Origin of the sequence: Microbulbifer sp. THAF38, from assembly GCF_009363535.1 — a bacterium.
Taxonomy (GTDB): domain Bacteria; phylum Pseudomonadota; class Gammaproteobacteria; order Pseudomonadales; family Cellvibrionaceae; genus Microbulbifer.
In genome coordinates this window covers 398,994-418,788 of record NZ_CP045369.1, presented here as the reverse complement: position 1 = coordinate 418,788, position 19,795 = coordinate 398,994, and the positions used below count along the sequence as shown (strand labels likewise).

Genomic DNA, 19,795 nt, shown 5'->3' with positions numbered 1-19,795 from the left:
GGGACTGCAACCGATAGGTCGGTCAGGTTCCGCTCACAATATTGGTGCCATCCTCATCGCGCACCACTTCCGAGAGTATCTTCACGTCCTGCCCCGACTGCAGACGCTCGGCGCCGCGCACAACAACCCGGTCACCACTATCGAGGTCGCCGTAAACAGCAATCCATTCTCCATCGCCGCTGCCAACACGAACGGTGAGTCGCTCAGCTTTGTCTTCTTTATCTATACGGTAAACGAAGGTTTCACCATTGCGCAGCACCAAGGCATCCCGTGGTACCGCCATGGTGGCGCTAACTTCAGAGAGAGGCACAGCCACTTGTACCGGCATCCCCACGATCCAGTCCCACTGTTGCGTGCTGTTACGAGGCAACTGCACCATCAGCTTGACCCTGCGCGAATTGTCACTGGCTACGGGGACAAACTGGCGCACCTGGCCGTTGATGATCCGAGCACTGACGCTCTCGTCCTCGGATAGGGATACCGCATCACTGCGCACTGCAATGCTGTCTCCGGCGTCGATCAGGGGCAATGCGGCCAGAGGGATATCCGCTTCCACTTCCAGTTGAGACATATCCAGGGCACGCAGCAACTCGGAGCCAGTGCGTACATACTCCCCCGCCTGTAATTCGCGGCTCACCACCAGGGTGTCAAAGGGAGCATCGATGGTAGTTTTACCAAGCTCGTAGGCACGTCTGTCCCGCTCAATTTGTGCAGCCAAGAGATCCTGTGCCATAGCCTCGCGTTCGGCTTGCTGCTCCTCCAGCGCCGCGCGCGAAGTGCTATTGCTTTCCGCCAGCTTGCTCAAACGCTGCAGCTGCGCATCCAGATAGGTGAGACGCGCCTGTAACTGGGCAATGCGGCTCTCGCTATTGCGCAACTGTAGGCGCCAGTGGGTCCCATCCAGCTGTGCCAGGCGTTCCCCTTTCTTTACCAGACTGCCGGGCTCGGCGACAAACTCCAGCGCGCCATCCAGCTCCGAGGAAATGCGAATATCGCGGCGGCTCACCACCTGCCCGGCGGACCACTGGCTCGGCGCCATCTGGCGGGTCTCGGCCCGATCTACGGTTACCGCTACCGTGCCATTCTGGGCCAGCGTCGGCCCCACAAAGGCGATGGACAGGGCAACACCGGCTAGTAACTTCTTCATTGGGAACTCCTCAGGGCCAGTTTATGGCGCAGCCGGCTGAATTGCGGCAGGGGCAGATGACCGGTCTGTAACAGCGCCGGCAACAAAATCAAAGTAAACAGGGTACTAACCGCCATACCACCGACGATTACGGCGGCCAGACCGCGGTAAATCACACTGCCTTCCCCCGGCGCCACCAGTAGGGGCAACATGCCGAATACGCTGGTCAAGGTACTCATAAAGATCGGTCTTAAACGCAGTCGAAGTGCCTGCTCCACCGCTTCTACTCGGCTGGCACCAGCGCCTTCCGCTGCGCGGGTCTGATGCACCAGCAGAATGGCGTTATTCACTACCAGCCCCAGCAGGATAACGAAGCCGATCATGGTAAGCAGGTCGAGGGGCTGGAAGCTGATCAAGTTCAGCAGCTGCAGTGCCAAGACCCCACCGACGGTAGCCAGCGGCACCGTTAACAGTACCAGGCCGGCATCGCGCAGTGAGCGGAACAGGGCGCTCATCAGCAGGAACAAGATCAACAAGGCCAATAAGAAGTTTTGCGATAGAGAAATCAGGGCCTTATCCAAATCGCTGGCGTTCCCCCCCACCAGGATACTGCCATCATCGGGCAGAGCCTCACGGATCTTTGGCAACACATCCTCCTCTAGCTGGGCACGCACTTCCTCTAGAGAGATATCGTCCGGCGGCACAATATTTAGAGTGATGGTGCGGCGACCATCCACCCGGCGCAGATTGCCAGGGCCCACGGTACGCTCCACACTCGCCAACTGGCTCAACGGCACCACCTCACCGCGCGGGGTGACCAACGGCGTATTCTGCAACTGCTCCGGTGTGCTCCAGGGCTGAGCCCTGAAAATTACATCCAGGCGTTTTTCGCCATCGAAGTATTCCCCCACGTAGAGACCGTTGCCGAGGGTACGAATCAGGCCGCCCATATCCTGACGATTCCAACCCTGCTCCAGCATGGCGCGGTCGTTGGGTCGCACCGTCAGCTCGGGTTCCGAAAGTGACAGGCCCGGATTGGTCTGTACCGGCGTACCCGGCATCACCTCCTCCATTACTTCCACACCGCGGGCGGCAGCGCGCATCAGACCATCGGCGTCGCGGGACTGCAGGTGCAGGGCGATGCGGCGATCACCACCGAATTGGCCAAATAAATTTCCACGCGCGGCGAAACCCTGAAAATCTGGAATATCCACCAAGATTTCCTCTCGCAACAACCTTTCCATCTCCTTGGCCTGATCCATGTCCTCAACGCGCACGCCCATAGTGCCACCGTGGGGCCAGGTAATGATGTAGTAGTTCTTCAGGGCCGGATCGCGCTCACCACTCATATAGGGTGCCATACGCCGGTCCAGCTCGTTGACGATATCCTTTTCAATGGTTTTGGTATTAGTCGACGAGGGGAAATTCATCCACACATCCACCGCATCGCGTTTTACCGGCGGTAAATAATCGAGATTGGGTAATAGGAAATAAGTCGCAGCGATGGGCACCAGCAGAAAACCACCGATCACCTGCCAACGGCGTGCACGGGTGCTAGTCAGTGCCATAACCCGTGTGGTTATTTTTTCCCACACATGAGCCAGTCGGTCCTCACTGGAAATTGGCGGCAGCCATAGTTTTGCCGCCAGCGGCACTATGGCAATGGCGGCTAGTAGGGAAAACACCACCGCTACGGCAATGGTCAGGGCCAGATCACCAAAGACTTGCCCCTCGACACTGTTGAGGAAAAATACCGGCAGGAAGATCGCCACGGTGGTGGCAGTACTCGCCAGCAATGCGCCCCAAACCTGCCCGGCACCCTGCTCCGAGGCTTCCTCGGGAGCGAGACCTTTTTCCCGCAGGCGCACAATATTTTCCAGCACCACAATCGCCGCATCCAGCACCATACCAGTGGCGAAAGCCAGCCCCGCGAGGGATATCACATTCACACTGCGCCCGGCCGCGGACAAAACGACGAAAGTGGAAAGCAGAGAGATGGGAATAGCTGCAGCAACGATTAATGTCGCACGCATACGCCGCATAAACCACCAGAGCACCCCCACCGCCAGCAGTATGCCCAATATCAGGTTGCCGCCTAAAAGATTTAGAGCGCGGTAAACAAACACCGAGGCATCGAAAGACTGTACCAACACCAGCTGTTCGTTTTTCAGTTTTGTCGCATTCAGCTCCGCGACCTTCTGCTTTACCAACTCCAGAGTGGCGAGCATATTGGCATCGTTGGTGCGGTTAATGCGCATGGATACCGCAGGATTACCGTTCTGCGTGGTTACCCCACGGGAATCAGATGGCCCCACACGCACCTCGGCAATATCGCCGAGTCGTACCGGCTGGCCATCGCGCCACTCCAACACCAGCTCAGACAGATCTGCCGGCTTGTATTCACCAACGAAACGCAATGTGTATCTACGGCGTCCTACATCGGTAAAACCCCCGGAAACATCCCGCGCTGAGGCCAGCTGGCGACTGATCGCCGGTAACTGAATGCCCAGGTCGGCCGCCTTCCAGGGATCAAAAATAACCTGTAATTCTTCTTGCGCAGCACGACCAGACTGGGCCTCCACACTGGAAACACCGGGTACGGACTCCAGTTCAGGCCGCAACACATCCTCGATCAGACCTGCGTAATCATCCAGGTGGTTCGGATTTCCAGGTAGCTTCTGCAAAAAGAAATAGGTGAGTGCAGTGGCATCACCGCCCCAACCGCCAAGCATCACCCGCGGCGGCTCCGCATCCCGGGGCAGAGGCGGCAGACTACTCATGCGGCTGATTACATCAATTAGCACCTTGTTCATATCGGTGCCCATAGTGAATTCGAGATTCACCCAGGCGCCTCCCCTGCCGGCATTGACCTCCATGGTTTCCAGGCCAGTGAGGCCCTGGAGCACCGATTCGATCGGCTCGACAATTTCCGCTTCCACCTCTTTTGGCGCAGCAGCACGCCAGCCGGCCTGGATGGCAATACGCGGGTTTTCAATATCGGGGAAAAGCTGTACCGGTAGGCGACTGGCGAGAAATGTTCCCAATAAAACGGCGAATACCACTGCCACACCAGCGGCGGCAGGATTTTTAATAGCGGCTTTTGTCAGCGCCATTCCATAGGCCCTTATTTTGTTTTTTACGATTAAGCTGGCAATGACATAGACGAGTCCTTATCTATTTCACTGTCTCCGGGAAAATACTGGCGCAGAGTCATAAATCTGCTGCTACTCCGCCGACCCGTGCCCAGTTTTATTCTCACTGAAAAGCGCAAAATTTTTGTGAAAAAACTGCGTATTTCTGTCATTCAAGCCCTGAGCCAACAGCCGCACTCTCCTGTGCGTACGATCTGCCCACCGGTGGAGACCGGCGGGAGGTGAAGGAAGACTAATGCAATAGGAATCGCAAACAAGGGCGTTGCGACAAAGTGTCGGGAATTTTCGATCAGGCCATGAAGGGAATTTTTACCCCCGCAGGAGCCGAAAATGTCTCAGAGAAAATGCTGCACTTTACTCTTATAGCTACGGCTCATTTTCAGACACTCGCCACTATCCAGCACCAAGTGATACTCGCCATTAATATGCGCGCGAATTTCCCGCACACGGCTTAAATTCACGATAGTCGAGCGGTGAATACGCTGGAATAATTTAGGATCTAGCTGCTGCTCCAATTCCTTCATGGTAATGCGCATCACATGGGTTTCCCCCTGGGCGTGCACACACATGTAGTCCCCGGCGGCATCGATCCAATCGATTTCCCGTGCCGGCACCAGGGTAATCTTTCCCGAATCCTTCACCGCAATTTTGTCCGGGTAGGCGCTGCCGGCAAACTGGCCACTGACCAGTTTCTGCTCCAGCGCCTCCGGGGATTCTTTCGTCAGATCCGCCACCGCCTCCAGCAGTTGCTCGCGCTGCATGGCGATATCCGCAGTGGCCATTTTTTCCCGCGCACGAGTCAGAGCCAACTGCAGTCGCTCCTCTTCGATGGGCTTCAAAACGTAATCCACCGCGTTGACTTCAAAGGCCTCCACCGCGTACTGGTCATAGGCCGTCACGAACACTACCTGAGGCAGTTTTTCCAGGGGGATCTGTTGCACTAATTGCAGGCCGTTAACCCCCGGCATCTGGATATCCACAAACGCTACATCCGGGTTTAGCCTCAGGATAATTTCCAGGGCCTCGCGGCCGTTACCGCACTCGGCGACCACATCGACACCGGGCATTTGCTCCAGCCGCAGGCGTAGGCCGCGGCGCGCCAGAGGTTCGTCATCGACAATTACTGCGGTCAGGTTCTCAACTGCACTCATCTCGTTATTCCTGTTCATAGGGAATGCGAACATTCACCGATAACCCGCCCTCAGGGCGGTTGCGGAAACGCACTCTCTGATCATCGCCGTACAGAGCCCGCAGGCGCTCACAGGTATTGCGAATACCAACACCGTAACCCTTGCCTACCAGACGCAGCTCCTCTTCCGGCATACCCGGACCATTGTCGTTCACTTCGAGCAATAGCTCCCCCGCGAACACCCGCGCCTTGATATTGATCTCTCCACCGCTTTCCAATTGGGAGATGCCGTATTTAATCGCATTTTCCACCAGGGGTTGCAGTAGCAAACTGGGTACCAACGCCTGGGGCGACTCTCCCTGCAAATCCAGGCGCACGCCGAGGCGATCGGCAAAGCGCACTTTCTCGATATCCAGGTACAGCATCAGCGCCTCCACCTCTTTGGCCAGCGTGACCTTCTGCATGGGGTCGTTATCGAGGGAGTGACGCAGGAACTGAGACAGGCGCGTGACCATATTGTTGGCGGTGCGCCCGTCGTTATCCAGAATCAGCGTGGAGATGGCATTGAGCGTATTGAAGAGGAAATGGGGATTCAGCTGGTAGCGCAGCATTTTCAGTTGAGCCTGGTGTGCCATGGATTCTGCACGCAGAGCCTTGGCCCTCTGGGTCTGTGAAGACTGGTAGTACTTGATGCCGTAATAAAGCGCCGCCCAGGTGGTGAGAATCAGGAAGGAATAGGAAAACCAATACATGGCCAGCACCGCCGGGTGCTCATCGCTCTCCTTGCCATAGAGCCACAGGGAACCACCAAACTTGATTGCCGCCCACACGGCAGCGGCGGAAAGTACCAACAATAGTGAGCCGAAGAAGCGGGTGGCCGGTGGCTTGTTCCATAGGCGCTGGAAGCCGAAACGCATGACCTCACTGAGGAATATCCCGGCGACGGTGGCCACAGCGATATAACCCGAGTGGATCCAGTGGTCCTTCACCCAGAAAAAACTGCCGACAAAAGTCAGCAGGGTGTAGCCGGCCCAACCGCTGAGTTGCAGGGCCCAGTATTGGGACCTGTGACTCGACAGGTGTTGTGAGAGCCACTGAAATGCTTTGTTTCCCATAATCTCCCGCTAGAGGCGTGAAAAAATAACGCCGATTTGACACTTTTGTATGGCTTCATACTAAATGGCGCCGATCGCCGGCGAAACACCAACCGGCGCAGCACAGGGACAAACTGCCGCATGACACACTGGTTATTCAAATCCGAACCCGATGAATACAGCCTGCAAGACCTCGCCGCCGAAACCAGTGGCAGCGGCCGCTGGGATGGTATTCGAAACTATCAAGCGCGCAACTTTCTGCGCGATCAGGTCGCCGTAGGCGATGGGGTGCTGTTCTATCACAGCGCCTGCAAGGTGCCGGCGGTAGTGGGCACCGCCGAAGTAGTGCGCGCCGCCTATGCGGACCCGGCGCAATTCGACCCCGAGAGCAAGTACTTCGACCCCAAGGCCAGCCCCGATAATCCGCGCTGGTTCTGTGTGGACCTGACCTGGCGCAGCGAATTTAAGCGTCCTGTGCCCCTGGCAGAAATCAAGCAAGATCCACAGCTGGCGGAGATGGTACTGGTCAAGCAGGGGCGCCTGTCGATACAACCCGTGCGCCAGGAGGAGTGGGATTACATCGTGAAATTGGGCGGGTAAAACTAGAACGGGGCGGCAAGATGCCGCCCCGAAGTGATTTATCCAGCTTACGGTTGTGCGTCCCCACCGGGCTCGCCGCTCCGCTGGGTAGGGCTGCGCCCCACGTTGTACCAGTCCAGTTTGCGGGTCAGCACCATGGTGCAACCGAGCACTCCGAACACTAACAGCGATCCCATCAACAGGGCGTAGTCCTCAGCGCTCAGTAGGCCATACAGGAGTGCATATAAGGCAGCCAACAGCCCGGCGAAGCCCAGTCCTCGCTGCCAGCTGCGCAATACCGCACTGGTATAAAAACCGATCAACCCCACGCAAGCCGCGGCGGAAATCATATAGGCTTTGACGAAGGCGATATGCTCTGACAGTGACAACAGCAGCAGGTAGAACAACGCCAGCGCCAAACCTACCAGGGCATACTGTACCGGGTGCACCGCCAGGCGCTTGAGTATTTCAAATAGGAAGAAGGTGGCAAAGGTCAGGGTGATAAACAGCAACGCATATTTGATCGCGCGATCTGTTTTTAGGTATTGATCCACCGGGTCGAGGAAGCTCACACCAAAGCGGCGATTAGTCAGGTTGTTACAGTGATCTTCCCCATGACAGCGCTGCAGTATCTCCTCCAAATTAGTGGCGAAAAAGCTGGTCTGCCATTCCGCAGTAAATCCTTGATCGTTTAAATCTCTACTACTGGGCAGGAAGTTGCCAAAAAAGCTCGGATGCGGCCAATCGGCCCTCATCACTACGCGGCTGTCACGGCCCACCGGCACCAGGCTGAAGCGCTCGGTGCCCTGTAATTTGAGATCGAAGGCAAACTCCAGGGTTTGGCCCCCCTCTGAGTCCAACATTGGCAGCATAGCGTGCACACCATCACCAAGAATCGGTGCGCGACTGCCCGGGGCAAACTCCAATGTCTGGTTGTTCAGACGCAACTTCAGGTCATTGCGGATACCGCGAATATCGTTGATACCTACCGATAAATAAGGCGTGCTGAAACGGTACTGGTCAAGATTGGCCCCCAGCCCCATTTTGTCCGGCACTTTGAACAGACCACTCACCTTGCTGTCACTGTGGTAAAGGAGCGCTTCGTAGATGCCCCGTGCACGCCGCTCGGTGGTCAGGTCGGAGTTGAAGACGAAGCGCTCGGGAAGGAAATACAAATGGCCGCGCTCTTCCCGCTGCTCCTTGTGCCTCTCACCGGTTTTTTCATTGGTCATCCACTTCCAGTATTTCTTCACGTAGGGCACCACCAAAATGGGCCCGGTAATTTGCTGGTTGAAGCTGGAGCTGCGGGCGATATCGTTTATCACCCCATCCTGATAACGCTTTCTCTCATTAATCAGGCCATCGATCATGGTCAATGGAATCAATAGCAGCAGAATCAAAATGGCAATAGCGCCCAATTTAAAAGCCAGGGCTCGGTTCATGGTTCAGACCTCGGTATCCAATTTCGATAACCTCAGTCTGAGCTGCGAATATGGATTGCCGATGGAGGCAATATGGAAAGTCTGGGGAGATTGTGTGGGGCCAGTGGAAAGTAACCTTACCCATCAGGCAGCGGGCAAATTCAGACTGACCTCAACGCCACCCGACACATTGCGGATCGACAGAGTACCGCCGTGTAATTCCGCCACTTCCTCAACAAAATTGAGTCCCAGCCCAGTACTCTTACGCCCGCCACCAGGACGTGGCAGCGAATAAAAACGTTCGGTAAGGCGCGTTAAGGCATACTCCGGGATCGCCTCGCCCTGATTGAACAGGCGCACAGTGATCCATTCACCACAGCGCTCGGCGTTGATGCGAATCAGGCCACCCTCTGGAGTGAAATCCAGCGCGTTGTCCAGTAGGTTGGCCAGGGCCTGCCGCAGCAGAAAGCGTTCGCCGTACAGCTGCAGTGCCGGTGCCAGCTCTTGCTCCACACACAGCTGGGCGGCGTCAATTCGCGCTCGCTGAGCCTCGATCAGCTCCTCAACGAGCGGTGCCAGCGCTATCGACACTCGCTCCTCCAGCCCCTGGCGCTGCTCCACCTGAGCCAGGTGCAGTAGCCGCTCGCTTAACTGTTGTAAACGCGCGGCCTCCCGCTGGATATTGTCCACAAAACGCTGATGCTGTTCGGCAGGCATATTGCTATCGAGCAGTTCGGCGGCACCGCGAATGGCCGCCAAGGGGCTCTTTAATTCATGGGTCAGGGTGTGCACATAGCGCTCCACATAGTCCCTACCCTCAAGTTCGCTGCGCATCTGCTCCACCGCCACGGCTAACTGCCCCAATTCGCCACTGGGCAACCGCGGTGGTTTTACCCTCTGGCCCGCACTGGCGGCCTGGGCATAATCGGTCAATTTCCCCAGAGAGCGGCTGAGCCACCAGGACAGCAGTGCGCCCACCAGTAAACCGAGTACAACCAGCCCAGATCCCAACCAAATCAAGCGCCGCTGCGAGCGCTCGATATAGGGCTGCAGGGTTTGATTGGGCTTGGCCACCGAAACCACACCAATAATCCGCTCGCCGTCACGGATTGGTGCCGCCACATACATGACAGAAGAATCAGGGTTATTGGGGTCTTCGCGGGTGGATCGGGCGCCGTAATCGCCGCGCAGTGTCAGGTAAACATCGTTCCAACGGGAGTAATCCCGCCCCACCGCGAGGCCACTGGAGTCGAGCAGTACTGTGCCGCTGGCATCGGTGACATAGATGCGGTGATTGACTTGGCTCTTGGTATGCCCCCAGATACTCGCCTCGGGCCGGCGGCGACCGTAGGCTTCGAGCACTTCGGGTAAGTGGCTCTGGGCCAGGTTACCGGCGATGACTGGGTCGCGCAGAATTTCCGCCAGCAGGTTGGCGGTATCCACCAGAGTCTCCTCGGTGGACTGACGCACGCCGGGGCGGATCTCATCCATCACCGTGCTCAATACAAACCAGCCGGCCAACCCGACAAACAAAAAGTAGACGGCAAAAATGCGCACCCAAAGCGGCATATTATTGCTCCGGGCAGCAGCTGTATCCCAAGCCGCGGTGGGTCTGGATTGGTTTGGACTCCGGTGCTATCTCGCGTATTTTTGCCCGCAGCCCTTTGATATGGCTGTCGATATTGCGTTCATACCCCACTTCCAAAGCCACCCCCAAAGCATCGAGCAATTGTGCGCGGGAAAACACCCGTCCGGGCTGGGCCAGTAAAGTTTCCAAAAGGCAATATTCGTGGTGGGTCAGGGGCAATAACTTTTCATGGAAGTGAATTTGGTAACTCGCCGGATCGATACGGAATGGGCCTTTGGGCTCCGGCAGCTCAGCTCTGTCAGCGCGCGGCGCCATCCGTTTGAGGATCGCTTTTACCCGCGCCGCCACTTCCCGCGGGCTGAAAGGTTTCACCACATAATCGTCGGCGCCAATTTCGAGCCCCACGACTCGGTCTATTTCCCCGTTGCGCGCGGTGAGGAATATCACCGGCACTTCGGAAAAGCGTCGCAACTGTTTGCAGGCTTCGAAGCCACTGATATCCGGCAGCCCCACATCCAGAATCACCAAGTCGAAAGGCCCACCTTCGAGTAGTGCCAACGCCTCGCCGGCAAGCGTAACCCAATGGGTGGTAAAGCCCTCGGCTTGCAGCGCGTAAATCAGGGTATCGGCTATTGCGCCTTCGTCCTCGACGATCAATATTCTTGGCATGGAACCCTAAGCTCAAATTCCACCAGTGTATCTATTTTTGCCGCTCGGGAAGTGCTCACTCAAATAAAATCCACAATTTCATCCAAGGGTTTTCTGCCGATAGCCGGCACCTGAGCACCCTCGGCGGGCAGCCCAGCCACCAGAATCATATAGGGCTTTTCCTGCACGGGGCGACCGAGAATTTCATTGAGAAATTTCATTGGGCTGGGGGTGTGAGTCAGGGTCGCCACTCCAGCATTGTGCAGGGCGGCAATCAACATGCCCGTGGCGATACCCACCGATTCCGCGGTGTAATAGTTTTTTAATCGTTCACCATTTTCCGCATTGGAAAACTTCTTCAGAAAAATTGCGATCAGGTAAGGGGCGGTTTCCAGGAAGGGCTTGTGCGCATCGGTTCCCAGGGGTTCCAGTGCGTTGAGCCACTCCTCCGAGGCGCGGCGCTGGTAAAACTCGCGCTCCTCCTCTTCCGCCGCCAGGCGGATACGGCGTTTAATCTCAGTATTTTCAACGACGACAAAATGCCACGGCTGCCTATTGGCCCCGCTGGGAGCACTACCGGCTGCACGCACGGCGTCTTCGATAACCTCGCGGGGCACCGGTTTCTCCGAGAATTCCCGTACCGAGCGGCGCCGGCGCATCAGGCGGAAAAAGTCCCCTGCGCGACGGCGCATCTCATCATCGCCAAGGTAGGTAAAGTTCAGGGGCTGGAAAGTTTTATCGGGCACCATAGTAAGCCCTTTAAACCACGCCTTTGGTCTGTGCGACCAATACGCTAATTAATGACAGCAGGGTTAGCACCACCAGTAACATGACAAACAGCAACCAGGGGCGGAAGGGTTTGCGCTCCACCTGATTCACACCGCTTTGCAGATACTGATCGACCCGGGCCTGGTCTTCCTCGGAGAGTTTCTTTTGAGAGATATCGGTCATTGGCTGTTTCGCTCTTTATTGTTATTCCCTGAATAGTTATGACCCGAGTGTAGGAGAAAGCGAAAAACGACTCCATAAAAAAAGCCCCGCGATGCGGGGCTTTTTTAAAGTCCGGTGAAAGGGCTGTTAAAACAGTTCCTCCTCCAGGTCCATCAGCGTGGCGCTGCCGGCGTTTACGCTGCCGGCCAGTGCCTGGGTGCGCGGCAGTAAGCGCGCAAAGTAGAAGCGTGCAGTTTTCACCTGGCCCTTGTAGAAGCTGTCCGCCTCCTGCTTGTCCAGCGCTACTGCAACCACCTTGGCCCACATAAATGCGTAGGCCACATAGCCAAATAGATGCAGGTATTCCACCGAAGCTGCACCCGGCGCGTGGGGGTCTTCCTTGGTGGCTGCGATCATCTTCTCGGTGGCCTCGCGCAGGCGCTGCAACTCGACTGCCAGCGGCTGTACAAACTCCGCCATCGCCTCGCGATCAACCTGGCTTTCGATAAACTTCTGTACGTCCGCGGCAAACAGCTCGAACAGAGCGCCACCGCTGGCGACGGTCTTGCGGCCCACCAGGTCCAATGCCTGAATACCGTTGGTGCCCTCGTAAATCTGGGTGATACGCACATCGCGCACCAGCTGCTCCTGGCCCCACTCGCGGATATAGCCGTGGCCGCCGAAGACCTGCTGGCCGATTACGGTGCAGTCGAGGCCCATATCGGTGGTGAAGGCTTTGGCCACGGGAGTCAGCAACGCCACCATAGCCTCGGCGTTTTTCTTCTCTTCACCTTCGCCGAACTTGGAGATATCCAGCCACTGTGCCACGTAGGTGGATAGGGCGCGACCGCCGCCGACCAGCGCTTTCTGGGTGAGCAGCATACGGCGCACATCGGGGTGCACGATAATCGGGTCAGCCGCTTTTTCGGGCTGCTGGGCACCGGCAGGGGAACGGCTCTGGATACGATCACGGGCGTATTCCAGGGCGTTCTGGTAGGAGCGATCAGAGGCGCCGAGGCCCTGGATACCCACACCCAGGCGCTCGTAGTTCATCATGGTAAACATAGCGGCGAGGCCCTTGTTCTCCTCACCCACCAGCCAACCCTGGGCACCGTCGAAATTCATCGCACAAGTAGCGGAGGCTTTAATGCCCATCTTGTGCTCGATGGAACCGCAATTAACGTTATTGCTCTCACCGACGCTGCCGTCTTCGTTCACCTTGTACTTCGGCACCAGGAACAGGGAGATGCCTTTAGGGCCCTTGGGTGCGTCCGGCAGCTTGGCCAGTACCAGGTGAATAATATTTTCGGACAAGTCCTGGTCACCACCGGTGATAAAGATCTTGCTGCCGCTAATGCTGTAACTGCCATCTTCGCGGGGCTCGGCCTTGGTGCGGATAATACCCAGATCGGTGCCGGCGTGAGGCTCGGTCAGGTCCATAGCACCGGCCCAGGTGCCCTCGTACATCTTGGGCAGGAATTTCTGCTTCAGTTCTTCACTGGCATGGGCATCGATTGCCAGGCAGGCACCGTTGGTCAGTACCGGGTAGAGCGCGAAGGAGATATTGGAGGCGTTGATCATTTCCTCAACCTGGGCACCCAGCATCTTCGGCATACCCATGCCGCCGTACTCCGGGTTGCCCAACAGCGCGCCCCAGCCGCCCTCACAGAAAGTGGCGTAGGCTTCTTTGAAGCCCGTGGGGGTGGTCACAACGCCTTCGTTCCAATGGCAACCCTCTTCGTCACCGCTGCGGTTGATCGGGTCCAGGGTGTTGGAAGCCAACTTGGCCATCTCTTCGAGAATCGCATCTGCGGTTTCGCGATCCACAGCTCCGGCCAATCCGGGCAGTTCCGCCCAGAGTTTTTCCGCAGCAAATACTTCGTGCAGCAGGAAGTTCATCTCCCGCAGTGGCGCCTTGTAGTCGGCCATGCTCCCGGTCCTCATTCAGATCTTTCAAACGCTTGTTTGAATCTAGGGCCGAAGGCGTACAAAGTCAACTGGTTTGGGCCCTCACGGGGCCCGGTTGCAAAAGGCTTGTGCGGGTGCTTTAAGCGGGCAGCAGCGGGCGGATATCCAGGTGTTGTGCCGCTTCGCGGTAATCCCGCGACTCGCTGTGGGGCACCACACCGAGCAGTGGCGCCGGCAGCAGGGCCTCAAGGGTGGCCAGGTTTTCCTCGGCCCGCGCCATGCCCGGACGGACGAAGTTGGCCACCCAACCCGCCAGAGGCAGACCATCTTGGCGGATGGCCTCGGCGGTCAGTAATGCGTGGTTGATACAACCCAGCTGCATACCCACCACCAGAATCACCGGGGTGTTCAACTCCCGCGGCAGTTGCGACAAAAAGGCCCTCGGACCCAGGGGCGTGCGCCAGCCGCCGGCGCCCTCGATCAACACCAGATCGGCACCGGCACACATCACACCGCGGCAGACGCCTGCCATGCGCGATACATTGAGCTGCTTGCCCGCTTCTATGGCGGCGATATGGGGGGCAATTGCCGGCTCCAAAGCGAAGGGGTTCACCTGCTGGTAAGGCAGCTGCAAGGTCATCGCCTCCTGTAATAGCAGGGCATCCTCATTGCGCAGTCCGTGTTCAGTTTGCTCACAGCCGGAGGCCACCGGTTTTACCGCTGCGGTTTGCACTCCCACGTTAGCGGCTGCTGTGAGTAGGGCAGCGCTGACAAAGGTCTTGCCCACTTCGGTATCGGTACCGGTTACAAAATAACTTCTGCCCAAGGCCAAGGCCTCCCCTATTCAAAAAGTTCAAATTTTTTCTTGTGGTGACTTTTCACGCCAGCCACTTGATGATAATTTAGCCGTGTAGCGCAGATTTTGAACAAATCAAGCCAAGCACTGATAACAAAGGCACGGGGCCGCGCTCACAAAATAATTCCCTCAAAAGGGGAAACTGCTCTGCAGGGACGCGGGAAATCTCGAAATAACTGAAAACATTCAAGCAGCTTAGAGACCATGCGATACCTGACTCTTGCCCTGTTGCTGGCGATGCCTCTGTTCGCCTCAGCAAAAGTAACTCCTGTCGATCATGTTGTTGTGTACAAGTCGAAGAAGCTGATGCAGCTGATTCGCGACGGCCGGGTAGTGAAAAGCTACACCGTCTCCTTCGGCGATAATCCCAGAGGACACAAGGTCCGCGAGGGAGATGAACGCACCCCCGAAGGGCGCTACACCCTCGACTGGAAAAACCCCAACAGCCGTTTCTACCGCTCTATTCATGTGTCCTATCCAAATAAACAGGACCGTGCGCGGGCAGCCAAAATGGGGGTCAGCCCCGGCGGCGATATCATGATCCACGGCATCAAACCCGAGTGGTCCTATATGGAAAGACACCTGCGCCGCAACAACTGGACCGATGGCTGTATCGCGGTGGCCTCCAACCGGGAGATGGACGAGATCTGGGCGCTGGTGAAAACCCCAATCCCTATCGATATCTACCCCTGATCGGGTGCACGGGCCAGCTTCATATAGATGACTTCATAACTCACAGGCAGCCCTTCGGGCTGTCTGAGGTTTTCATAGGCTTCGGCCAGTTGCTGTAACCTGGCGCGCCCGGTCATCCCCCGCTTGGCGGCGCGATTAATATTGTGTGCCCCCACGCCTTTTAATTCCTTCATCAGCTGGCGCAGGCTATTGAAATAGAACAGACGCCGCTCGTCGAGTACATCACCATTTAACTGTGATTGCGCCGCCGCCTCTCGCCACTTGGCCAGCGGTAGGAAACGATTGACGTGCACATCGCCATCCAACTGGGCCCAGCTGCTGCGCAGCTCTGCCAGGGTACCCGGTCCCAGCGTCGCCACCAGACAGTGCCCCTTCGGGGAAAGTACCCGGCGCAACTCGGCAAACAGCTGCGGTAAGCGATAGCACCACTGCAGCGCCATGCTAGAGAACACCAGATCCACGCTGTCGTCTGTCAGGGGCAGCTGTTCCGCATCTGCGGCAATATAATCATCTGCCTCGGGGCGCTCTGTGCGGGCGTAGCGCAACATATCTTCCGCCAGATCCAGGGCGATAATCCGCGCCTCGGGAAAATGCTGGCGCAGTAACTCACTGCCAAAACCGGTGCCGCTGCCCAGATCGAGAATAGTGCGCGGTGCCCAGTGGCGATCCGCCATTTTCATCAGCTGCCGACACACCGCTCTCTGTATATGCGCGCAGTCGTCATAGCTGGCGACAGCGCGGCCAAAGGAGCGCGCCACGGCGGATTTATCGAAAGGCTCGGAAATCTCTCTATCAAGCGGGGATAGATTCTCAACAAAATGCCGCAATCGCTCCGCCACTTGGCGCGGCTGGGATAAATACGGTTTATGGCCACAGCCTTCAAACACTTCTACCGCTGCACCACAGCCCTGAATTTCCTCTACGGCAGTTTGGGGCACCAGGGCATCCTGCTTACCAAATAGATGCAGCGTGGGGACTCCGAGTGTCTGCAGTAGTTGACGATTATCCAGGTCTGCCAGGCAGTCCAGGGCCCGCGTCCAGGCTTCGACATTGATATTGGGCTTGCGCTCTTTCAGCTGTTTGAGCAGGTCGCGCATGGCACTGTCACCATGGGATTGCAGGGCACAAAAGCGCTCCCAAATTGCGTAGGGGTCCTGCACAAAGGCTTTGCGAAATCTCTCGAAAACACGCCGCTGCATACCCGGCCAATTGTCCCGCTCCACAAAACAGGCATTGGCGGAGATGGTGACAACACCGAGAATTTTTTCTTGTCCCGGCCTGGCCGCCAACTGTAGGGCCAACATGCCGCCGAGGGAGTGCCCAATCAGAACACAGTTGTTGGGTAGCTCTTTATACAGCTGCTGTAAAAGTGTCTCTAGTTGCGGCCAGGGCTCGTTGCTGCGCTCACCACACCCCGGTAACTCGATACAAGTCAGGGGCTGTGCCAGCTGTTCATGTACAGCTTCAAGTAGCGGCTGCCAGGGCCCGTTATCTCCGCCCCAGCCATGCAGAAACACCAGGTTCTCTATTTGACTCTCTACCTCAGTCACGAAGGCACCGCCATTTTTTCCTGAAGCTCCGCCGACAATGCGTCTATTAAGGCATCAATCTGGCTGTAACTATGGGAAGCACTCAAGGTGATTCTGAGGCGGGCGGTACCTGCAGGCACGGTGGGTGGGCGAATAGCACCCACCAGAAAGCCACGCTGCTCCAACTGTGCGGACACAGCCATCACAGTTTCTTCACAGCCGAGCACAATTGGCTGAATCGCACTGGATGAATACGTCAAAGGTAAATTCGCTTGCGTCGCACACCGGCGGAAATAAGTGATATTCGCCTGCAGACGCCGATTCAATTCGGGTTCACTGCGCATCAGTTTAATCGCCGCATTACAGCCTGACGCCACCGCCGGTGGCATACCGGTGGTATAGATATAGGGCCGTGCAAACTGCACCAAATAATCGATCAGAGCTTGCGAGCCGGCCACAAAGGCACCCGCATTGCCGGCGGCTTTGCCCAGGGTGCCCATCAGCACCGGCAGCGCATCCTGGCCGAGTCCGGCGGCTGCGCCACTGCCGGCGAGGGGCAGCTGTTCACTTCCCATCACTCCAAAGCCGTGGGCTTCATCCACCATCAACCAGGCGCTGAATTCCCGGCACAGGGCGGCTATGTCCGCCAGTGGGGCCAGGTCACCGTCCATACTGTAAACGCCATCTACCGCCACAAGGGTATTGCCGCCTCTGTCGGCGGCCCGCTGTAGCTGGCGACGCAGAGCCCCCAGATCGCTGTGGGCGAAGCGCAAGCTGTTGGCGCCACTCAATCGCGCACCGTCAATGAGCGAGGCGTGGTTGAGCTTGTCGGAAATAACATTGTCAGCGCGGCCCAGCAGCGCACAGAGTGTACCCACATTGGCCATATAACCACTGGAAAAAACCAGTGCGGCCTCGCGCCCGGTGGCTTCGGCAAGGCTTTGCTGCAACTGTTGATGGACCTGGAAATGACCATTGACCAGGTGGGAGGCGGTGGCACCAGCGCCCAACTCGGCACCGGCCTGCTGGGCACGAATAACTTCTGAGTGGCTTGCCAACCCCAAATAATCATTGCTGCTGAACGTCAGCAACTCTCGCCCACCCACTACAGCGGTGGGATTGGGCGCCGCTTCCAGGGTTTTGATCTGGCGGTAGAGGTTGTCCCGGTGCCGCTCATCGAGACGCTGACGCAGGGTTTTATCCAGGGTCATTTGGCCGCATCGTAAAAGAAAGCGTCGTTTTGCTGCTCGGTAATTTGTGCGTTCAGCTCCGCTTCCACTGCGCTCTCATCGGCGTACTGCTGATACTCCTCCGGCTGGATACCCAGGCGGGAGAACAGCTGCATATCCTTGTTGGCCTCGGGGTTGGCGGTGGTCAGCAGCTTCTCGCCGTAGAAGATGGAGTTGGCGCCGGCGAGGAAAGCCATGGACTGCATTTCATCGCTCATCTGTTCGCGCCCGGCGGACAGGCGCACATGGGACTTGGGCATCATGATGCGCGCTACGGCGATGCAGCGAATAAATTCGAAGGGATCTAGGTCCTTTTCTTGCTCCAGCGGTGTGCCGGCCACTTTCACCAACATATTGATGGGCACCGACTCCGGGTGCTCGGGCAGGTTGGCCAGTTGCATCAGCAGGCCGGCGCGGTCCTTGTCGCCCTCGCCCATACCGACGATACCGCCGGCGCAGACTTTCATACCGGCAGCACGCACTCGCCCTAAGGTCTGCAGTCGATCCTGGTAGGTGCGGGTGGTAATAATCTCACCGTAGTATTCCGGCGAGGTATCCAGATTGTGGTTGTAATAGTCGAGCCCGGCATCAGCTAACTCCTGCGCCTGGTCCTCATTCAGCATGCCCAGAGTCATACAGGTTTCCATCCCCAACGCCTTCACTTCGCGCACCATCTGGGTGACGTAAGGCATATCTTTTTTCTTGGGCGAGCGCCAGGCAGCGCCCATACAAAAACGGGTGGCACCACCGGCCTTGGCCGCGCGGGCTTCCTCCAGCACCTTTTCCACCTTCATCAACTTTTCCCACTCCAGCCCGGTATCGTAACGGGCGCTCTGCGGACAGTAGGCGCAGTCTTCCGGGCAGGCGCCGGTCTTGATGGAGCAGAGGGTGCTGACTTGAACCCGATTGGGATCGAAGTGTGTCCGGTGAACCTGCTGCGCGGTAAACATCAGATCGCTAAACGGCATGGCGAAGAGATCCAGAACCTGCTGGCGGGTCCAGTCGTGGCGGATATCGGCGGCGGGCATGGTCTGGGCGGCGGTCACAGGCTTACTCTCTCTGTTGCTGGAGTTATTGTGCTGTTGTTGTGCATTCGGACGGGGTGACTGCAATGGGCAGCAGTGGCAAACTCGACCAAACAGACTGGCCAGTTTAGCCAGGCACTATTCGCTGTCAACTCAAACGCCCTCTTATGGTTTACAGCTTGATGCCATCCCTACTCACCCGCCACCTGGCACGGTGCCTTTTATGCGGCGATAGAGCCGGTGAATTTGGTATCTGTACCAGCTGCACCCGGGAGCTGCCCTACCTGGGCTTGGCTTGTGAAAGCTGCGCACTGCCATTGGCCTCCAGCGCGCGTCTCTGCCCCAGTTGTTTGCGCCAGCCGCCCCACTGCCAGCGGGTGCAGGCTGCCTGGCAGTATGCCTATCCGGTGAACCAGCTGATTCAGCGCTTCAAGTACCAGCGCGATTTGGCCGCCGGTCATAGCCTGGCGCAGCTAGCCGCCACCGTGATGACTCCCTGCAGTGAGCCCCCAGACCTGCTCGTCCCCATTCCCTTGCACTGGCGCCGTTACTGGCAGCGTGGTTACAACCAGGCACAATTGATAGCGGCCGAACTGGGCCGGCAATGGCAACTGCCGGTGCGACCGCGCCTGCTATGTAAAACCGGCGCCACTCGCACCCAGTCCCAATTGCGCCGACAGCAGCGCCTGCGCAACCTGCTGCAGAGTTTCGCCCTGCGCGAATCTGTTGAGGGAATGCATATCGGGCTGGTGGACGATGTATTGACCACCGGCGCCACCCTGGAGGCGGCGGCACAGAGACTCGAGGAAGCCGGCGCGCGCAAGGTCAGCGCCTTTGTTTTGGCCAGAACGCCATGACTCTTCGGCGCGACCGCAGATAGACCGACAG

The 19,795-nt window shown here is 57.5% G+C and carries 17 protein-coding genes; 3 read left to right on the top strand and 14 right to left on the bottom strand.

Annotation, left to right across the window (positions count from 1 at the left end; genetic code table 11):
• Positions 1-22 precede the first annotated feature (22 nt).
• From FIU95_RS01760 to FIU95_RS01745, 4 genes are all read right to left on the bottom strand, one after another.
• Positions 23-1,147, bottom strand: a complete 1,125-nt coding sequence (locus FIU95_RS01760; protein ID WP_152450948.1) for an efflux RND transporter periplasmic adaptor subunit — start codon at positions 1,145-1,147, stop codon at positions 23-25.
• Entirely contained in the window at positions 1,144-4,239 is a 3,096-nt protein-coding gene (locus tag FIU95_RS01755; RefSeq protein ID WP_152450946.1) for an efflux RND transporter permease subunit, read from the bottom strand. Before FIU95_RS01755 ends, FIU95_RS01760 begins: the two co-directional genes overlap by 4 nt.
• 374 nt (positions 4,240-4,613) lie before the next feature.
• Positions 4,614-5,429: a LytTR family DNA-binding domain-containing protein gene (locus FIU95_RS01750; RefSeq protein ID WP_152450944.1), complete on the bottom strand. Its 816-nt coding sequence runs from the start codon at positions 5,427-5,429 to the stop codon at positions 4,614-4,616.
• A 4-nt stretch (positions 5,430-5,433) separates the two neighbouring features.
• Positions 5,434-6,522 carry a sensor histidine kinase gene (locus FIU95_RS01745; RefSeq protein ID WP_152450942.1) on the bottom strand — a complete coding sequence of 363 codons (1,089 nt, stop codon included), beginning with the start codon at positions 6,520-6,522 and terminating at the stop codon, positions 5,434-5,436.
• A gap of 120 nt (positions 6,523-6,642) precedes the next feature.
• On the opposite strand from FIU95_RS01745, the gene FIU95_RS01740 reads away from it, so the two are divergent.
• The gene (locus FIU95_RS01740; RefSeq protein WP_152450940.1) at positions 6,643-7,101 is read left to right on the top strand and encodes an EVE domain-containing protein; all 459 of its coding nucleotides are present in this window, start codon (positions 6,643-6,645) and stop codon (positions 7,099-7,101) included.
• A gap of 47 nt (positions 7,102-7,148) precedes the next feature.
• Here FIU95_RS01740 and creD read toward each other — a convergent pair whose 3' ends face one another.
• The 7 genes from creD to bioD all read right to left on the bottom strand — a co-directional run bounded on the left by creD (position 7,149) and on the right by bioD (position 14,407).
• Entirely contained in the window at positions 7,149-8,522 is a 1,374-nt protein-coding gene (gene creD / locus FIU95_RS01735) for a cell envelope integrity protein CreD (protein WP_152450938.1), read from the bottom strand.
• 123 nt (positions 8,523-8,645) lie between these two features.
• On the bottom strand, positions 8,646-10,070 hold the full coding sequence (gene creC, locus FIU95_RS01730; RefSeq protein WP_152450935.1) for a two-component system sensor histidine kinase CreC: 1,425 nt from the start codon (positions 10,068-10,070) through the stop codon (positions 8,646-8,648).
• 1 nt (position 10,071) lies between these two features.
• Positions 10,072-10,758: a two-component system response regulator CreB gene (gene creB / locus FIU95_RS01725; protein ID WP_152450933.1), complete on the bottom strand. Its 687-nt coding sequence runs from the start codon at positions 10,756-10,758 to the stop codon at positions 10,072-10,074.
• Positions 10,759-10,817: 59 nt separating this feature from the next.
• Complete coding sequence (locus tag FIU95_RS01720; protein ID WP_152450931.1) at positions 10,818-11,486, bottom strand: nitroreductase family protein; 669 nt, start codon at positions 11,484-11,486, stop codon at positions 10,818-10,820.
• A gap of 10 nt (positions 11,487-11,496) precedes the next feature.
• Complete coding sequence (locus FIU95_RS01715) at positions 11,497-11,688, bottom strand: DUF3094 family protein (RefSeq protein WP_152450928.1); 192 nt, start codon at positions 11,686-11,688, stop codon at positions 11,497-11,499.
• 126 nt (positions 11,689-11,814) lie between these two features.
• A complete protein-coding gene (locus FIU95_RS01710; RefSeq protein ID WP_152450925.1) occupies positions 11,815-13,596 on the bottom strand; it encodes an acyl-CoA dehydrogenase C-terminal domain-containing protein in 1,782 nt (593 codons plus the stop codon).
• Positions 13,597-13,714: 118 nt separating this feature from the next.
• Positions 13,715-14,407 (bottom strand): dethiobiotin synthase, encoded by a 693-nt coding sequence (gene bioD, locus FIU95_RS01705; protein WP_152450922.1) that lies wholly within the window; start codon positions 14,405-14,407, stop codon positions 13,715-13,717.
• A 228-nt stretch (positions 14,408-14,635) separates the two neighbouring features.
• Between bioD and FIU95_RS01700 the strand changes: the two genes are divergently transcribed.
• Positions 14,636-15,124 carry a murein L,D-transpeptidase family protein gene (locus FIU95_RS01700; RefSeq protein WP_152450920.1) on the top strand — a complete coding sequence of 163 codons (489 nt, stop codon included), beginning with the start codon at positions 14,636-14,638 and terminating at the stop codon, positions 15,122-15,124.
• On the opposite strand, the gene bioC is transcribed toward FIU95_RS01700, so the two are convergent.
• Genes bioC through bioB form a run of 3 tightly spaced genes read right to left on the bottom strand, consistent with a single transcriptional unit; the run spans position 15,115 to position 18,910 of the window.
• Positions 15,115-16,674 (bottom strand): malonyl-ACP O-methyltransferase BioC, encoded by a 1,560-nt coding sequence (gene bioC / locus FIU95_RS01695; RefSeq protein WP_152450918.1) that lies wholly within the window; start codon positions 16,672-16,674, stop codon positions 15,115-15,117. The genes FIU95_RS01700 and bioC overlap by 10 nt on opposite strands.
• The gene (bioF, locus tag FIU95_RS01690) at positions 16,671-17,864 is read right to left on the bottom strand and encodes an 8-amino-7-oxononanoate synthase (protein WP_152450915.1); all 1,194 of its coding nucleotides are present in this window, start codon (positions 17,862-17,864) and stop codon (positions 16,671-16,673) included. The genes bioC and bioF overlap by 4 nt, the downstream gene beginning before the upstream one ends.
• Complete coding sequence (gene bioB / locus FIU95_RS01685; protein ID WP_152456044.1) at positions 17,861-18,910, bottom strand: biotin synthase BioB; 1,050 nt, start codon at positions 18,908-18,910, stop codon at positions 17,861-17,863. Before bioB ends, bioF begins: the two co-directional genes overlap by 4 nt.
• Positions 18,911-19,089: 179 nt before the next feature.
• Between bioB and FIU95_RS01680 the strand changes: the two genes are divergently transcribed.
• Complete coding sequence (locus tag FIU95_RS01680; protein ID WP_253869067.1) at positions 19,090-19,764, top strand: ComF family protein; 675 nt, start codon at positions 19,090-19,092, stop codon at positions 19,762-19,764.
• The last annotated feature ends 31 nt before the right edge of the window (positions 19,765-19,795 follow it).

Excerpts from the sequence above, each read along its gene's own strand:
- FIU95_RS01760 (WP_152450948.1), bottom strand. The coding sequence starts at position 1,147 with ATGAAGAAGTTACTAGCCGGTGTTGCCCTGTCCATCGCCTTTGTGGGG.
- FIU95_RS01755 (WP_152450946.1), bottom strand. The coding sequence starts at position 4,239 with ATGGCGCTGACAAAAGCCGCTATTAAAAATCCTGCCGCCGCTGGTGTG.
- FIU95_RS01750 (WP_152450944.1), bottom strand. The coding sequence starts at position 5,429 with ATGAGTGCAGTTGAGAACCTGACCGCAGTAATTGTCGATGACGAACCT.
- FIU95_RS01745 (WP_152450942.1), bottom strand. The coding sequence starts at position 6,522 with ATGGGAAACAAAGCATTTCAGTGGCTCTCACAACACCTGTCGAGTCAC.
- FIU95_RS01740 (WP_152450940.1), top strand. The coding sequence starts at position 6,643 with ATGACACACTGGTTATTCAAATCCGAACCCGATGAATACAGCCTGCAA.
- creD (WP_152450938.1), bottom strand. The coding sequence starts at position 8,522 with ATGAACCGAGCCCTGGCTTTTAAATTGGGCGCTATTGCCATTTTGATT.
- creC (WP_152450935.1), bottom strand. The coding sequence starts at position 10,070 with ATGCCGCTTTGGGTGCGCATTTTTGCCGTCTACTTTTTGTTTGTCGGG.
- creB (WP_152450933.1), bottom strand. The coding sequence starts at position 10,758 with ATGCCAAGAATATTGATCGTCGAGGACGAAGGCGCAATAGCCGATACC.
- FIU95_RS01720 (WP_152450931.1), bottom strand. The coding sequence starts at position 11,486 with ATGGTGCCCGATAAAACTTTCCAGCCCCTGAACTTTACCTACCTTGGC.
- FIU95_RS01715 (WP_152450928.1), bottom strand. The coding sequence starts at position 11,688 with ATGACCGATATCTCTCAAAAGAAACTCTCCGAGGAAGACCAGGCCCGG.
- FIU95_RS01710 (WP_152450925.1), bottom strand. The coding sequence starts at position 13,596 with ATGGCCGACTACAAGGCGCCACTGCGGGAGATGAACTTCCTGCTGCAC.
- FIU95_RS01700 (WP_152450920.1), top strand. The coding sequence starts at position 14,636 with ATGCGATACCTGACTCTTGCCCTGTTGCTGGCGATGCCTCTGTTCGCC.
- bioF (WP_152450915.1), bottom strand. The coding sequence starts at position 17,864 with ATGACCCTGGATAAAACCCTGCGTCAGCGTCTCGATGAGCGGCACCGG.
- bioB (WP_152456044.1), bottom strand. The coding sequence starts at position 18,910 with ATGCCCGCCGCCGATATCCGCCACGACTGGACCCGCCAGCAGGTTCTG.
- FIU95_RS01680 (WP_253869067.1), top strand. The coding sequence starts at position 19,090 with ATGCCATCCCTACTCACCCGCCACCTGGCACGGTGCCTTTTATGCGGC.